14 protein-coding genes are annotated in these 14,087 nt (G+C 67.5%); 10 read left to right on the top strand and 4 right to left on the bottom strand.

Features of this window, described 5'->3' with window-relative positions; translation table 11 throughout:
• Positions 1-189 precede the first annotated feature (189 nt).
• Complete coding sequence (locus VFE28_01505) at positions 190-1,803, top strand: hypothetical protein (GenBank protein ID HZM14650.1); 1,614 nt, start codon at positions 190-192, stop codon at positions 1,801-1,803.
• 241 nt (positions 1,804-2,044) lie between these two features.
• Positions 2,045-2,677, top strand: a complete 633-nt coding sequence (locus VFE28_01500; GenBank protein HZM14649.1) for a hypothetical protein — start codon at positions 2,045-2,047, stop codon at positions 2,675-2,677.
• Between the two features lie 46 nt (positions 2,678-2,723).
• Here the strand turns inward: VFE28_01500 and VFE28_01495 are convergent, their stop codons facing one another.
• Positions 2,724-3,680: an EamA family transporter gene (locus tag VFE28_01495; GenBank protein HZM14648.1), complete on the bottom strand. Its 957-nt coding sequence runs from the start codon at positions 3,678-3,680 to the stop codon at positions 2,724-2,726.
• A gap of 232 nt (positions 3,681-3,912) precedes the next feature.
• On the opposite strand from VFE28_01495, the gene VFE28_01490 reads away from it, so the two are divergent.
• From VFE28_01490 to VFE28_01460, 7 genes are all read left to right on the top strand, one after another.
• Complete coding sequence (locus tag VFE28_01490; GenBank protein HZM14647.1) at positions 3,913-5,178, top strand: amidohydrolase family protein; 1,266 nt, start codon at positions 3,913-3,915, stop codon at positions 5,176-5,178.
• Between the two features lie 244 nt (positions 5,179-5,422).
• Complete coding sequence (locus tag VFE28_01485) at positions 5,423-5,749, top strand: DsrE family protein (GenBank protein HZM14646.1); 327 nt, start codon at positions 5,423-5,425, stop codon at positions 5,747-5,749.
• A 9-nt stretch (positions 5,750-5,758) separates the two neighbouring features.
• On the top strand, positions 5,759-6,172 hold the full coding sequence (locus VFE28_01480) for a DsrE family protein (GenBank protein HZM14645.1): 414 nt from the start codon (positions 5,759-5,761) through the stop codon (positions 6,170-6,172).
• 17 nt (positions 6,173-6,189) lie between these two features.
• On the top strand, positions 6,190-6,576 hold the full coding sequence (locus VFE28_01475; GenBank protein ID HZM14644.1) for a DsrE family protein: 387 nt from the start codon (positions 6,190-6,192) through the stop codon (positions 6,574-6,576).
• A 136-nt stretch (positions 6,577-6,712) separates the two neighbouring features.
• Positions 6,713-7,408: a thermonuclease family protein gene (locus VFE28_01470; GenBank protein HZM14643.1), complete on the top strand. Its 696-nt coding sequence runs from the start codon at positions 6,713-6,715 to the stop codon at positions 7,406-7,408.
• Between the two features lie 82 nt (positions 7,409-7,490).
• Entirely contained in the window at positions 7,491-7,910 is a 420-nt protein-coding gene (locus VFE28_01465) for an archease (GenBank protein ID HZM14642.1), read from the top strand.
• Positions 7,911-8,017: 107 nt separating this feature from the next.
• Entirely contained in the window at positions 8,018-10,963 is a 2,946-nt protein-coding gene (locus VFE28_01460) for an RtcB family protein (protein ID HZM14641.1), read from the top strand.
• Between the two features lie 22 nt (positions 10,964-10,985).
• Here VFE28_01460 and VFE28_01455 read toward each other — a convergent pair whose 3' ends face one another.
• The 3 genes from VFE28_01455 to VFE28_01445 all read right to left on the bottom strand — a co-directional run bounded on the left by VFE28_01455 (position 10,986) and on the right by VFE28_01445 (position 13,231).
• A complete protein-coding gene (locus tag VFE28_01455) occupies positions 10,986-11,423 on the bottom strand; it encodes an archease (GenBank protein ID HZM14640.1) in 438 nt (145 codons plus the stop codon).
• A 32-nt stretch (positions 11,424-11,455) separates the two neighbouring features.
• A complete protein-coding gene (locus tag VFE28_01450; GenBank protein HZM14639.1) occupies positions 11,456-11,893 on the bottom strand; it encodes a DoxX family protein in 438 nt (145 codons plus the stop codon).
• Between the two features lie 63 nt (positions 11,894-11,956).
• On the bottom strand, positions 11,957-13,231 hold the full coding sequence (locus VFE28_01445) for an arginine deiminase family protein (protein HZM14638.1): 1,275 nt from the start codon (positions 13,229-13,231) through the stop codon (positions 11,957-11,959).
• Positions 13,232-13,404: 173 nt separating this feature from the next.
• Between VFE28_01445 and VFE28_01440 the strand changes: the two genes are divergently transcribed.
• Positions 13,405-13,878, top strand: a complete 474-nt coding sequence (locus VFE28_01440) for a thioesterase family protein (GenBank protein ID HZM14637.1) — start codon at positions 13,405-13,407, stop codon at positions 13,876-13,878.
• The last annotated feature ends 209 nt before the right edge of the window (positions 13,879-14,087 follow it).

Raw genomic sequence — 14,087 nt, 5'->3', positions numbered from 1 at the left:
GTCAGCCACTTGACGTTCCATGACGCGCCGTACGCCTACGGTGTCGGCTTCGCCATCCAGGGAGCGCGGAGCGAGGTGGGACGCATCGCGGTGTCCTCGGGCTCCGAGGGCGTGCGTTTCATGATCGACCTCGGACTCGGTTTCCACGTCTCCGACCGCACCCACTGGTTGTAGCGGAAGGACCGCCGGATGAAGAGAGGGACAGGACGCCTGCTGCTCCTCGCGTCAGCGGTCCTCTGCACCGCTTCGGGCAAGCCTTCGTCGTACCGGTTCGCGGACAAGGAACCGGTGCAGGAGGCCGACGATCGACGACCCATCGCGGTGCCGCAAGCGGCGGATTTCCACAAGATGTTCTACTTCGTCGACGTCGTGGTTCGGCGCCCGGCAGTCCGCAGCCTCGCCCCGGCCCCGGTGCGCAGCTCCCGCGACGTCAATGCGCTGGACGAGATGCCGAGCTCCAGCTGGTTCACCCCTCGGCTCGGCGCGCGAGAGCTCTCCCCGGAAGAGATGCTGCGCGGTCCCGCCGCTGTCGGATCGCCGCAGCTGCCGATTCGGGTCCTCAAGGCCAAGCCACAGGGAAATCCCGGCTTCGTCATCGCCGACGCGCGGGGGAAGAAATACATCGTCAAATTCGATCCCCCCGAATTCCCCGGGATCGAGACGACCACTGCCTTCGTGGTGAATCGCCTCTTCTGGTCCTTCGGCTACAACGTGCCGGAGGACTTCACTTTCTACCTGCGACGCGAGGAGCTCGAGGTCGCCCCGGGAAGCCAGTACACCGAGGCGGATGTGGACAAGGTGCTGAGCCTGGTCGCGCCGCCGGTGGATGGGCGGTATCGGGCGACGGCGAGTCTCCTGATCGACGGCGTGTACTTGGGTCCCACCATGGACCGCGGCGTGCGCGAGGATGACCCCAACGACGGCATCCCCCACGAGGAGCGGCGCGTGTTGCGGGCCCTGCGGGTGTTCGGCGCCTTCCTCAATCACAGCGACATGCGCGTCGACAATGCAGGGGACTTCTACCAGGGTGAAGCCGGGCAGGGCCACGTGGAGCACTACCTGCTCGATTTCGGCGAAGCCTTCGGCGGTCACGGCGCGGAGCACGGTTATCCATGGGACGGCTTCGAGCACTATTTCAGTTACCGCGCTGCGGCCCACAACTTCGTGACCCTCGGCCTCGACGTCCATCCCTGGGAACACATCGTCCCGACGCCCTGGAAGTCCGTCGGCATGTTCGAGTCGACCACCTTCGATCCCGCGACTTGGAAAGAGGTCTATCCGTTCGAGCCCATGCGGCGCAGCCAGCCTGCCGACGACTACTGGGCGGCGAAGATCGTGGCTCGCTTGACCCACGAGCAGCTACAAGCCCTAGTGCAGGCCGCCGGCTATCCTGAGCCCGGCGCCGGGGACTACGTGCTGCAGACGTTGTGGGAGCGGCGGCGGAAGGTGCTCGGCTATTTCATGCGCCAAGTGACGCCTGTCGATGCGGTGGGAGTGGAGGGGGAGATGCTGCAGTTGGTAGACATGGGCAGGCGGTTCGCGGCGCTCACCCCTACGGCATACGAGGTCCGGTTCTGGGACGGCGAGGGCAGCGAGCTGCAGATGCACAGCGAGAATCTTCCAGCCGGCACCGGCGATGTCTTGGAGCTCCCGATTCCTGTCTCCCTCAGGGAGAGGGCCCATGGATACCTGCGAGTCGACCTCCGAGCCCACTGGGGCGATGCCGCCGCCCCCTCGCCGGCCCAGTTCCACCTGCGTTTCGACGGCCAAGGGGAGCCCCGGGTCGTAGGCATCGTGCACTGAAGGGTCGCGATCCTCTTCGAGCCCGGCACCCGCCGCGAAGAGCGGCTCAGGTCCCGAGGCGTCTTCGAAAGAGACGTTCAGAGCCTCGGAAGTCCCCTAAACAGGACGCCCGTCGCTCCCCCAGAGCACCCGACGAAATCGTCTAATCAATTGTGTTGAATATGTTTACGTGAATGCTGCGGGGGCAAAGCGAGTCGGTACTCTTCATGCATTCTGAACCTCGCCACCATTCGGAGGCCCAGTGTCCCGGCCCACATCCCAGTCGTCTTTCCGTCGCATCGCGTTCCCGACCTGGCTCGCCGCCATCTGGTGGGGCGCCGTCGCGTCTGCCGATCCCGGCTTGCCTGCCGCCGCAGCGAGCGAGGAACTGCAGCGAGTCACAGCGAAAGGCCAGGACCTGCGCCAGGTCGCTGCGACGAGCCAGGCTCCGCTCCTGTCGTCGACTCCGTCGCTGGACCCTCTGCTCTTCGTTTCCCCACGGGGTACGGGCTTCTTCTCCGGCGCGGCGCCGGATCTCGCCAAGGGTCTCGCGCTCAACGGCGCACTCTCCTTTGGAGCGGACCGGGCACTGCAGCACGGCCAGCCCGAGCCCAGCTTGGGGGTCGACCTCGGCACCTCGAGCGCCTTCACCATCGCACCCATCGTCCGCACCCACTATGGCTGGGTGGCGGGCGCTTCGGCCTACGCCCTCGCCGTCGCCGCGGGGACCTACAGCTACACCCGCGAGGCAGGATCGGGCTCCTCGGTTCTCCTCAGCTCGGCTCTGGGTCTCGCGGTGGGTGAAGCGGTCGCGCACCACTCCTCGCGCGCCCGCACGATGCAGGATCACCTGATCCTGGGACGCAAGGGTCTCGGCCTGAAGATGAAGTTCTGACCCGCCTGCACTCGAACGGCCGCCGTCCAGGCCGATCGATTTCCCGCTAACGACTCTTTGCTCGTGGTGGGCTCGACTCGCGCGCCGAGGGCTCCGCGCCCGAGCGGCGCTGGGGAAAGCCGCGCGAGGCGTGCACGGTGGCGACGGCGATGCCGGTCAGGATGAGGGCGGCCCCGAGCCCGGTGCGCGCCGTGATCGTTTCGTCGAGGAGGAGCCAGCCGAGCAAGGTCGCGAGGATGGGGATGACGAACGTCTGGTAGGAGACGACGGTGACCTCCACACGGCGCAGCACCCAGAGGTAGAGGCTGAAGGCCAGCACCGAGCCCACCACGGCGAGATAGAGGATCGTCATCCAGGTGAGACCGTCGTAACGGCGCGGGTCGCTCCGCTCCAGAGGCGCCGCGAGAGCGAGGGTGACCAGTCCACCGACGAGAAAGGTCGGGAGCAGCAGCACCTGCGGGTCGTAGGTCGTACCGTGGCGTTTGGTGAGGACGGAAGAGGAGCTGGCGAAGAGGACGCTCACCAGCACGGCGCCCACCCCGATGCCGCTCTCGGCATGCAGGTTGTCGGAGAAGATGAGGACGACGCCACCGATGCCAGCGGCGATCCCCACCAGCTTCGCCGTGGTCAGGCGATCGCCGAGGAAAACTCGGGCGAGGAGGGCGACGACGAGCGGCATGGTGCTGTAGAGCACCGCCGTGAGGCCGGATGAGATGCGCTGCTCGGCGCAGTAGACCAGGATGTACGGGATGGCGACCTGGGTGATGCCGAGCGTGAGGCTGAGCCACCAGAAGCGCCGTACCTCAGGGAGCCGCAGGCGCCGCGCCAGGAGGACGAGCGCGAGCAACAGGGCGGCGATGACGAAGCGAACGCTGACCGCGGTGAGCGGCGGGGCACCGCGCAAGCCGAACTTGATCACCGTCCAAGTGCTGCTCCAGATCAGGCACATCCCGGCGTAGGCGACGACCACGAGCCAGGGAATGCGTGGGGACTCGGGGCGCATCCACTTCCTCCGGTTGTTCTGGAAGTCCCTCGACCCGCAGCAGAGGGCAATCCGTGGATCCTACACGTTCGTCAGCCGAGCTCGGGCCGGGACTCCGTGACGCCGCCCCGCTCCGGCAACCTTGAGCCGCGCCGCCCACTTGGCCTACAGTGCTCGCGCCACACCGGCAACGACAGGTTCCGTGACGCGGCGGCGGTCGTTGCCGCTTGCCACCGATGCCCCGGGAGTACGCATGCGAGCGCCGGTTTTCTTCGCCTTTCTATGGTTGCTGCTCGGCGCCCCGGGCGCGGGCGCGGCCACGCTCCTCCTCCGGGGTGGACGCGTCCTCGATGCGGAAGGGGGACGCTGGCTCGACGGGCGCGTGGTGGTGCTGGAGGCCGGTCGCATCCGCGCCGTGCTGCCCGAAGCCCAGGCAGTGCCGGCCGACAGCAGCATCGACCTCGAGGGCCTGTACCTCGTTCCTGGTCTCATCGATCTGCACACGCACCTGTTGCTGCACCCTTACAACGAAGCCCTCTGGGACGACCAAGTTCTGAAGGAGGCGCTGGAGTTTCGCACCCTGCGGGCCAGCGTGGCGGCACGGCGGACGCTCGAAGCGGGCTGGACCACGATCCGCGACCTCGGCACCGAGGGCGCCGGCTTCGCCGACGTGGCGCTGCGCGATGCCATTGCCGCTCGACTCATTCCGGGGCCCCGACTCTTCGTCGTCACCCGCGCCATCGTGGCGGTGGATTGCTACGGGCCGAGCGCTTTCGATCGGCGCTGGGACGTGCCGCAAGGGGCGCAGGAAGTGAACGGCGCTGACGGCATGCGCGCCGCGGTGCGGGCGCAAATCGCCGCCGGAGCCGACTGGATCAAGGTCTACGCCGATTACCCACGCACCCGCGGGGCCGGCGCGAGGCCGACGCTCACACTGGAGGAGCTGCGGGCCGCGGTCGACGAGGCCCGCGCGGCGGCGTTGCCGGTAGCGGCTCACGCGGTCACGGACGAGGCGATCGAACGTTGTGTCGAAGCCGGAGTGCGCAGCATCGAGCACGGCTTGGAAGTTTCCACCAAGGTGCTGCGCCTCATGCGCAGTCACGGTGTGGTGTTGTGCCCGACCCTGGCGGCGTACGAAGCCACGGCGCGCTACGCCGGCTGGAAGCCCGGCGATCCCGAACCGGAAGTCCTGCGCCACTCGCGCGCTGCTTTCGCGCGCGCTCTGGAGGCAGGGACCGCCATCGCTTGCGGCAGCGACGCCGGCGTCTTCGCTCACGGTGACAACGTGCGCGAGCTCGAGCTGATGGTGGCCTACGGCATGTCCCGGATGCAGGCGCTCCGCGCCGCCACGAGCGGCGCTGCCGCGGTGCTCGGCCTCGGCGAGGAGTGTGGTCGCATCGCTCCCGGTTTCCGCGCCGACTTGGTGGCCGTACGCGGCGACCCGCTCCAGGACATCGCAGCGCTGCGGCAGGTCGCACTCGTCCTCCAGGAGGGGAGAGTCGTCCGCTCCCAGCGGTGAGCTTCTCGGCTGGGGTGCCGGCAAGCGGTACCCGTCTCGCCTTCCTTGCTTCGCCGGCATTCCTTCGATAGGATGGGCAGTGCTGAGATCTTCATCGTGTCTCTGACCCGTTGTCGCCTCGGCCAGTCGGTCGAGAGGCGGCGGGGCTCCTCTTCGAGCCGGCGGCGTCACGGACGCCAGTACGGACAGAGGGAACGCGGCATCCCATGCGGCAGACACGAAAACCAAGCCCGAGGAGGGTGAGATGGCGAAGTACACGCTGATCGCTTCGCGCGACCCGCTCGAATCCCGCGAGGGGGAAAAGTATTGCCTGCTGGCGGGCGACCTGCGGCGCGAGGGCAACGAGGTGACGCTGTTCTTGGTGCAGAACGCCGTGTTCGGGGCCCGGAAGGGCGCCGCCACCGGCGCCTACGCCAAGCTGTCCGGTGCTGGCGTCGCGGTGGTGGCTGATTCCTTCTCGCTGCGCGAGCGCGGCATTGGGAAGGAGCGACTGGCGGCAGGGATCGCGGTCGCCGATCTGGATGTCGTCATCGATCACATGAGCGAGGGCCGCAAGGTTCTCTGGAACTGAGGAGACACCATGGCTGGCAAGAAAACTCTCACCTTCGCCATCATGGACGCGCCCTTCGAGAACGCGCGGACGGTGACGGCGATGCGGCTCCTGGACATCGCGGCGCGTCGCGGCTACGACATCAACGTGTTCGCCTACGAGGGTGCCGTGGGGCTCGCTTTCGCCAAGCAGGTGGGGCACGCCAACGCGGTGCACGGCCGTGATCTGCAAGAGGAAGACCACCCGCTACCGCGGGAATGGGTGGCGGCTCTCATCGAGACCACTCAGGCTCATGGCGGCAAGCTGGACTGGATCAACTGCGGGCTCTGCGTGGACGAACGGGGCGTGGCCGAGGCCGTGCCCGGGACGCGGCGCGGCTCGCCTGCCGACCTGTGGAAGGCGGCGGAGAACTCCGACTGCACTCTGGTCATGGGCGCCAAGTAGGCGCGCAGGGAGGAATCATGCCCAAGAAAGTCCTTCAGGTGCTCGACGCGGGTTACCGCTGCACCATCGAAGAGCAAGACGATCCAGTGGTCTGGATTACCCACGTCATGAAGGGCGCCGGGGCCGACCTGGCGCTCCTGCTCTGCGGCAACGCGGTCAACTACGCCGTCCGCGCTCAGGACGCCAGCGGCCTCTCCTTCGGCGGCCGCCGGCAGACGCAGCCGCCGGTGCTGCATCAGGATCTGGCCAAGCTGGTGACGAAGGGTGTACCCGTCTATATGGTGCAGGAGGACGCTGCCGAGCGCGGCATCGAACCCAATGAATGCATCGACGGCGTGGAGAAGATCCCGCGCGCCGGGATCGCCCGTCTGTTCGCCGGCTACGATCAGGTCTGGCACTGGTGAGACGCATGAGCCTCGCGTCGTGCGACCGGGCACGACGCGAGCTCTCCTGCTGCGTCGGGTCCTGGGAAGAGACGGCGCCCGAGTGAGCGCTGGCTTTGACACCGCTTGGATGAGAAGCGAGAGGAGACGAACCGCCATGTCCCGCCTGTCCGAGTGTGCCCGCCCTGCTCCCTCTCGCCATTCCTTCGCGTCGCGCGGCGCCGCCGGAGCAGGGCGACTTTCCCGGCTCGTACCGGCGCTGCTGCTCATCAGCCTGGTCGCTGCGTCCTGCCTGGCGCTCCTCGCCGTCTCGGGCGCGGCGCAGGAGGATCGCAAGCAGACACGGCCGACGAAAGCGCGGCTGGCGGTGGCGGTGGAGAAGGTCCTGGTGCTGGACGGCGACACGGTGCTGATCGATTGGGGGAACGGCGACCAGGAGACGGTGCGCATCTTAGGCGTAGACACGCCGGAGACCCAGAACATCGAGCACAATCTGCCCTACGACCAGCCCTTCGGGCGCGAGGCGGCGAGCTTCGCCCGCGGCGCCTTCGCCGTCGCCAGCCAGGTAGAGATCCTGCGGGGGGAGCAGAAGGATCCCTACGGACGCACCCTCGGCTACATCTTCCTGAACGGGAAGAACTACTCGGAGCTTGTCGTGCGCGCCCACCTCGCGGAGGAATCGGTGACGCACTTCGGCGACAACGGCTTCCCTGACGAGGCCAAGGCCGTGACGGAGGCGGCACGCGCCGCCGGCCCCGTGCCCTTCGAGCCGCCCCACGAGTATCGCACCCGCATGCGCAAGGTCACCGAGTCGCTGCGCGCCGCGGGAGCGCTGCCGCCGGCCAAGCAGTGACGCCGAGCCCGGCGAGCGGCGTCCATCCGCATTGCGCTCCTGCCCCCTCCTCCTTTACCAGTGGGCGGCGTACAATCCGCGCATGAGCTACGAGCTCCTCGACCACACCGGCGACGTGGGGATCGTAGTGCGGGCTCGCGACATCGAGACTCTCTTCGCCGAGGCTGCGACCGCGATGTTCGCGATTCTGGCCGACGCCGCCGAGCCCCGTGCCGCGGGCACGACAGCGGCCATGCCGCACCGTGAGACCGTGCCCTTGCCAGAGGCTCCGACGGCGGAGGACCTCCGCGAGTTTCTCGCCGACCTCCTCTTTCGCTTTTCAGCCGAGCATGTCATGTACATCCGCTTCGCCTCGGGCTCGGGGGTCATCGAGACGGTATGGGAACCCTTCGATCCCGGTCGCCACCGCCTCGTGACCGAGCTCAAGGCAGTGACCTACCATCAACTGCGGCTAGAGCGGGAAAACGAAGGATGGATGGCCCAGGTCATCTTCGATGTTTGAGCGACCTGGATGAGGTACTCACGGCTGCGTCCCGCCCGCGGGGAGACGGACGGCTGTATGGGCGAATCAGGTGAATGACGGCGCGACGCTACGATGCAGGAGAGCGAATGACCGACCTCGTCCAGATCAGGCCATACCTCTACGAAATCCCCAAGACAGGCGGGATGCGCGTCCCTGGACGTATCTTCGCCACACGCCAGCTGATGGACTCCCAGAAGACCGACGAGGCGATCGCCCAGGTCAGGAATGTCGCCCACCTCCCCGGCATCGTCGGGCACTCTCTCGCCATGCCCGACTTCCACTGGGGTTACGGCTTCCCTATCGGCGGGGTCGCGGCATTCGACGCCGAGGAAGGCGTGATCTCCCCCGGGGGAGTGGGGTACGACATCAACTGCTTCGAAGGAGGTACGGTCGTACTGTTCCCTGATGGGTACAGCCGGCCGATCCGGGAGATCGTCGCGGAGCAGGCTCGCGATCCGGTCTCGGTCTTCGACCGCCGCGCGAAGCGGCTCACGCACGCCGCCGTCGTGGCAGGACTCGCGCAGTCACCACGGAAGCAAGTGTGGGAGCTTCTGACGGCCTCGGGTCGCAAAGCCGTCGCCAGCGAGGATCACCCGTTCCTCACGCCCAGGGGCATGCGGGCGCTGGGGCGGCTCGAGCGAGGCGATCGAATCGCCGTCGTCCCCTTCGAGGGCGTTCCCTATGAGAAGCCCACTGCTGAGGTCATCGTTTCGAAACAGGACTTCCTCGGGACAGCGGCACGACTCGGGAAGGATGATCGAGGCTCGAGGTTGACGCAGGCTCTCACGGACCTCCAGCCGCTCCTCCCGCTCACGTTCGACCACCCAGCCCTTCCGGTGCTCCTCAAGGTCGCCGGGTACGTGCTCGGCGACGGCTCGATCTCCTTCGAGCGCCGAAGCGGCAAGGGTTCCGTCACGATCAGTGGGCAGAAGCACGATCTCGAAAGGATCGCCGCCGAGCTTCGGCCCTGGATCACGGTCTCGCGGGTCTACTCGCGCCATCGGCGTCACACGATCCCCACGACCTACGGGGTGGTTCGCACCGAGAGCACCGAACACTATGTCCGCGTGCCTTCGCTCGGATTCGCCCTGCTCCTGGTGGCGCTCGGAATCCCCGTGGGGCGCAAAGCATCTCAAGATTGGAAGATGCCTTCCTTTTTGTGGAAGGCACCCCGTTGGCAGCAACGGCTCTTCCTCGCCGGGTTCTTCGGGGCGGAGCTCACGGCACCGCGCCCCTTCGTTCGGGCGAATCACAGTTTTCAGTGTCCGGTACTCGTCGCGGTCAAGCGAGAGGGGTACGTGGATAGCGGCCGGGAGTTTCTCCTCGAGGTGGCCCGCATGCTCGAGGGCTTCGGTGTCTCATCCCTCACGGTCTCCTCGCGCCCAGAGCAACTCAACTCCGACGGCCGCCGCTCGATCCGCCTCCGGCTGGTTATCTCCAGCCGCGAAGAGAATCTTCTCCGTCTCTGGGGTCGAATCGGCTACGAGTACTGCGAAAAGCGCGCGAACCTGGCCCGCGCTGCCACCGGCTATCTGCAGCGAAAGCGGGCGTTCGTAGCCGCTCGCGAAACGGTGCGCCGCGAGATACTCGAACTCCGTGCCATCAGCCGCTGGGGAGCGAAAAGGATCATGGCCGCCGTGTCGGCCGGAGGAGTTCCGGTCAATCTCAGGTTTGTCGAGCACACGATCTACGGCGGGGCCAAGCGTTCCCTCCGCGCTCCTGCCGGCTTCCCGACCTTCAGCGACTGGTGCGAGGAGTGGTCGAGGGGCGAGGTAGTCTGGGAGGAGGTCGCCGCGAAGGTTCCCCGGCGCGGCGTGCGGCGGGTGTACGACCTCACCGTGGCCCATCGCGACCACACCTTTGTCGCGAACGGGTTCGTCGTCCACAATTGCGGCGTCCGCATTGTCCGCACCAGTCTCGACCGGCGCGATGTCCAGCCGAAGCTCCGCGAGCTGGTGCGGAACCTCTTCCACTCGATCCCCGCCGGCGTCGGGAGTGCGGGCTCGATTCCCACCCCGCAAGGGAAGGACCGCATTGCGATCGTCACGCAAGGCGCTCAGTGGGCAGTCGACCATGGCTACGGGGTTGCCGAGGACCTCGAGCACATCGAGGATGGCGGGGTTTACCCCGGTGCCGATCCGAAAGCTGTGAGCGACCGGGCATTCAACCGTGGCATGCCGCAGGTCGGCACACTCGGCAGCGGTAACCACTTCCTCGAGATCCAGGTAGTGGACGAGATCTACCGCAGAGATGTCGCCGACCACTTCGGTCTACGGCCAGGGACCGTCTGTTTCTCGGTGCACTCGGGCTCGCGCGGCTTCGGCTATCAGGTCTGCGACGACTTCCTCAAGACGATGATCCAGGCGAGCCGCGACTACGGGATCGACCTCCCCGACCGCCAGCTCTGCTGCGCACCGCTGCACAGCCCCGAGGCCAAGCGCTACCTCGCCGCGATGGCGTGCGCGGCCAATTTCGCCTGGGCGAACCGCCAGGTCATGACCGCTATCACGCGCCGCGTCTTGGCCCAGACATTAGGGGTTTCCGAAGTCTCGCTCGAGGCTCACCTTATCTACGACGTCTGTCACAACATCGCCAAGTTCGAGGAGCACGGTGGCCGGAAGGTCTGCGTCCACCGGAAGGGTGCCACGAGAGCCTTCGGCCCCGGCAATTCTTCCCTCCCGCCCGCGTACCGCGACCTTGGCCAGCCCACGTTCATTCCGGGCGACATGGGCCGGGCGAGCTACCTGCTCGTCGGCAAGGAGGGCTCGATGCGCGAGACGTTCGGTTCTACCTGCCATGGCGCGGGCCGCGCCCACTCACGCACCGCGATGAAAAGAATGACCCATGGACGCGACCTCTTCAAGGAGCTCGAAGAGCGCGGCGTCATCGTCATGGCCCACGGCCGCGACTCGGTGGCCGAGGAGATGCCGGAGGCCTACAAGGACGCCAGCCTTGTCGTCGACGTCATGGAACAGGCCGGTGTCAGCGACAAGGTCGCACGCCTCCGCCCGATCGGTTGCATCAAGGGGTGATCATCCTACCGAGCCCCTTGTATCAAACGTCGAAGACGAGTTCGGTCACGTAGCCCGCATCGTCATGGCGAATCGACAGGCCGCTGAAGGTGGCGGCCTTGATCGCCTTGTGGAGATCCCGCGACGGGCCTCCTGCCACGAGGGCGCGCAAGCGCGCCGGGTCGAGCGGCCGCGCTGGGTCCGTCCGCTCGAGCGCCGTGATGTCGAAGACGCTGAAGACGATCTTCTTTTCCTCCGCCCGGTAGAGGAGCTCGTTGAGCCAGTCGACGAGCAGCGTTTCGGTATCGAAGGCGCGCAGGTCCAGCTCGAGGCGCACCTCGGGGCGGACGGCAGAGAGGTCGGTGAGCAGGCTGAACATGCCCCGGGCCGCGGCGGTGAAAAGCGCCGGCAAGGTGCGGCCGCGGACACGGAGCGCCCAGTCCGCGGTGGGCTCGATTTCCTCGAATGGCGTGTCCAGCATGACCTCGCACGAGTATACACGCGTGCCGCTTTTTACTTCCGGCGGAGCACGCCGAGGGCGTAGGGGCCCGGTCCGGTCAGGAAGAGGGCGAGGTAGACCCCGAGGAACTCGAGGGCGTGCGAGGCGCCGTTCCAGCCGGCGCTCTCCTCCCCGGCGGGCAGGCGCAAGTGTCTGCTGATGGCGACGCACATGTTGAAGCCGAGCAGCGCCGCGGCGGGACGGAAGAACAAGCCGAGCATCAGGAGGAGGGAGCAGCCGAACTCGGCGAAGCCCGCCATGAAGCCCCAGAAGGTGTGCAGCCCGTGAATGCCGAGGTCGGGCAGGGCGGCCCCGATGCGCGCCCAGCGCTCGGGCCCGCCCGAGATCTTCCCGTAGCCATGGAACGCCGCCATGCTGAAGCCGACGACGAGACGGAGCAGCAGGAGACCGAGATCCCGGGTCGCATAGGTCGGAGCATCGATGCGGCGCATGAGGTCGTCCTTTCAGGAGAGAGGGAGCTCGTGAGCGAGGTCAGGGGTCTTGGAGTTGCGTGTTCACACCGGGTCGCGAAAGAGTGGGTGCGTCAAGCAGTGCGGCCCGCCCCGGGCACGGCAGATCTCGTTGCTTCCCACCAGCACGCAGGCGCGCTTGCCGCTCTCCACGTCCAAGGGTGAGCGGCCCTGCAACAGCTCCTTGGCACCCACGATGGCGAAGCCGTGCCGTCCGAGTTCCTCGGCGGTGGCGACATTCCGATCGTAAAGGACCACGACCCCGGGAGCCACGGCGAGGGCGTTGGCGCCGTCAGTCCACTGCTCTCGCTGTTGCAGGACGGGATCACTTCCACCGCAAGGTATGGGCGCGAAATCCAGCTGGCGGCGGCGGAGAGCGGCCAGCAGGTCGGGTTGGGCCGCGGGCTGCGAATCCTTCGCATGCAGGTCGATCTCGAAGACGCGCGCCGCGCCGGGACCGCCGGACTCGACGAGGGGCGGGTAGACCAGGCACGCGTCGCGATCGATGGGCGTGATCACGGTGTCGAGGTGCATGTAGGCGCGAAGCGCCGGCAAGGCGACCAGGATGAGCCAGCGCGGTCCCTGCTCGCGCCGCGCCAGAGCGCGGACGAGGAGCTGCACGCCGGTGCGGTTGGTGCGCTGCGAAACGCCGACGGCCACCACTTCGGGAGAGAGGACGAGGACGTCGCCGCCTTCGAAGCGCGGGCGCTGCGGGCCAAGAGAAAGGCTCTGGTCGTAGGAGGAAGTGGTGGGTTCGTACAAGCGCGGCACCGCGGCGAGGTCGGGATGGAAGCGGAAGACGACATCGGCGAGGAGCGCTTCGCGCTGCCGCGCCGGCGTCGCCATGGCAGCGATGAGCACCTCGTGGCCGATCACCACCTGAGGATCGCGCTGGAAGCAGACGTTCGGCACCGGGGGAATCTCGAAGAGATCATCGGCGTCGTTACCGCTGCCGGCGAGCTCGCGGCGCACTCCGCTGGTGAGCGCCCGGGCGAGCTCGGCGGGGGAGGCGGCGTGCAGCCGCTCGAGAAGCGCCGGCGCCAGGGCTTCTTGCAGCGGATCGAGGACCCAGTGGCGCGCTTCCTCGCGCCGGAAGGCAGCAGCGAGCAGCACGTGGGCGTCCAGGACCTCGACACCCAGCGCCTCCAGCACGCGGCGGAAGCGCCGGTGCTCCTTGCGCGCCGCCTCGCCGAAGAGGATGTCGTCGAAGAGGAGCTCCTCCATCATGCTCGGCAGCATGTGATCCACCTCGGGGCCGGGCTCGTGCACGAGCACCCGACGGAGGCGCCCGATCTCCGAGGTGACCTGGACCGATGACACGCGAACCTCCGGGAACGAGCGGCGCCGCCTGGCGCGTTGGCGCCGGCCCAGCGACGAACGCGGGGGATCATACCCGACCGGTCCAGCGGGGTCCGGCGCCGCGGAACGCTTTCTGGGCCGCCGGAGCCGCTGCACGGTTCCGCTCCGCTCCCGTGGCTGCTATGGTCCGCTGCATGAGCTCGGTCGCACGCCCCGACCCCGAGGCTTCCCGCTCGGGGTTCTCCGTCTGGGAAGACATCTCGGTGCGCTTCCGCGACACCGATGCCATGGGGCACGTGAACAACGCCGTCTACCTCACCTATCTCGAGGTGGGGCGGCAGGCCTACTGGCGGCGTTTCTCCGCTCGCACGAACTACGAACAAGTCCCCTTCGTGCTCGCCCATGCGTGTCTCGATTTCCGGGCCGAAGCGCGGGTGGGCGAGGTCATCCGCGTCTTCCTGCGCACGAACTGGGTGTCGAGGCGCTCCTTCGGCATGGAGTACGAGCTGCGGGAGCGCGAGTCCGGACGACTGGCCGTCACCGGCGAGACGGTGCAGGTGACCTACGACTACGAGGCGAAGCGTTCCATCCCCGTTCCCGACTGGCTCCGCCAGGAACTCGAGCGGATCGAGGGGCGGCCGCTGCCCTCCAAGCCGCCGTCACCCTGACGATGGGAAAACCGGGGAACCTGCGGCGCACGCCTCGCATGGGCAATGCGTGGTTCCTACTGGGGGTGTAGCAGCGTGGGTCTGATCGGCCGCTACACAGAGTGGCTGCACACCCGCTGGCCGGCGGGCACGGTGGAGAAGCTGCCCGAAATCCTGCCCGACGGCTCGACGCGTGTTCCAGGTTTGTACGTGGCCGGAGATCTCACCGG

The sequence above is a fragment of the Candidatus Krumholzibacteriia bacterium genome (assembly GCA_035649275.1).
In the GTDB taxonomy this organism is placed as follows: domain Bacteria; phylum Krumholzibacteriota; class Krumholzibacteriia.
This window is presented reverse-complemented; position numbering and strand designations above follow the sequence as displayed.

Coding starts and splice junctions, on each gene's coding strand:
- VFE28_01505 (HZM14650.1), top strand. CDS start 190: ATGAAGAGAGGGACAGGACGCCTGCTGCTCCTCGCGTCAGCGGTCCTC.
- VFE28_01495 (HZM14648.1), bottom strand. CDS start 3,680: ATGCGCCCCGAGTCCCCACGCATTCCCTGGCTCGTGGTCGTCGCCTAC.
- VFE28_01490 (HZM14647.1), top strand. CDS start 3,913: ATGCGAGCGCCGGTTTTCTTCGCCTTTCTATGGTTGCTGCTCGGCGCC.
- VFE28_01485 (HZM14646.1), top strand. CDS start 5,423: ATGGCGAAGTACACGCTGATCGCTTCGCGCGACCCGCTCGAATCCCGC.
- VFE28_01480 (HZM14645.1), top strand. CDS start 5,759: ATGGCTGGCAAGAAAACTCTCACCTTCGCCATCATGGACGCGCCCTTC.
- VFE28_01475 (HZM14644.1), top strand. CDS start 6,190: ATGCCCAAGAAAGTCCTTCAGGTGCTCGACGCGGGTTACCGCTGCACC.
- VFE28_01470 (HZM14643.1), top strand. CDS start 6,713: ATGTCCCGCCTGTCCGAGTGTGCCCGCCCTGCTCCCTCTCGCCATTCC.
- VFE28_01465 (HZM14642.1), top strand. CDS start 7,491: ATGAGCTACGAGCTCCTCGACCACACCGGCGACGTGGGGATCGTAGTG.
- VFE28_01460 (HZM14641.1), top strand. CDS start 8,018: ATGACCGACCTCGTCCAGATCAGGCCATACCTCTACGAAATCCCCAAG.
- VFE28_01455 (HZM14640.1), bottom strand. CDS start 11,423: ATGCTGGACACGCCATTCGAGGAAATCGAGCCCACCGCGGACTGGGCG.
- VFE28_01450 (HZM14639.1), bottom strand. CDS start 11,893: ATGCGCCGCATCGATGCTCCGACCTATGCGACCCGGGATCTCGGTCTC.
- VFE28_01440 (HZM14637.1), top strand. CDS start 13,405: ATGAGCTCGGTCGCACGCCCCGACCCCGAGGCTTCCCGCTCGGGGTTC.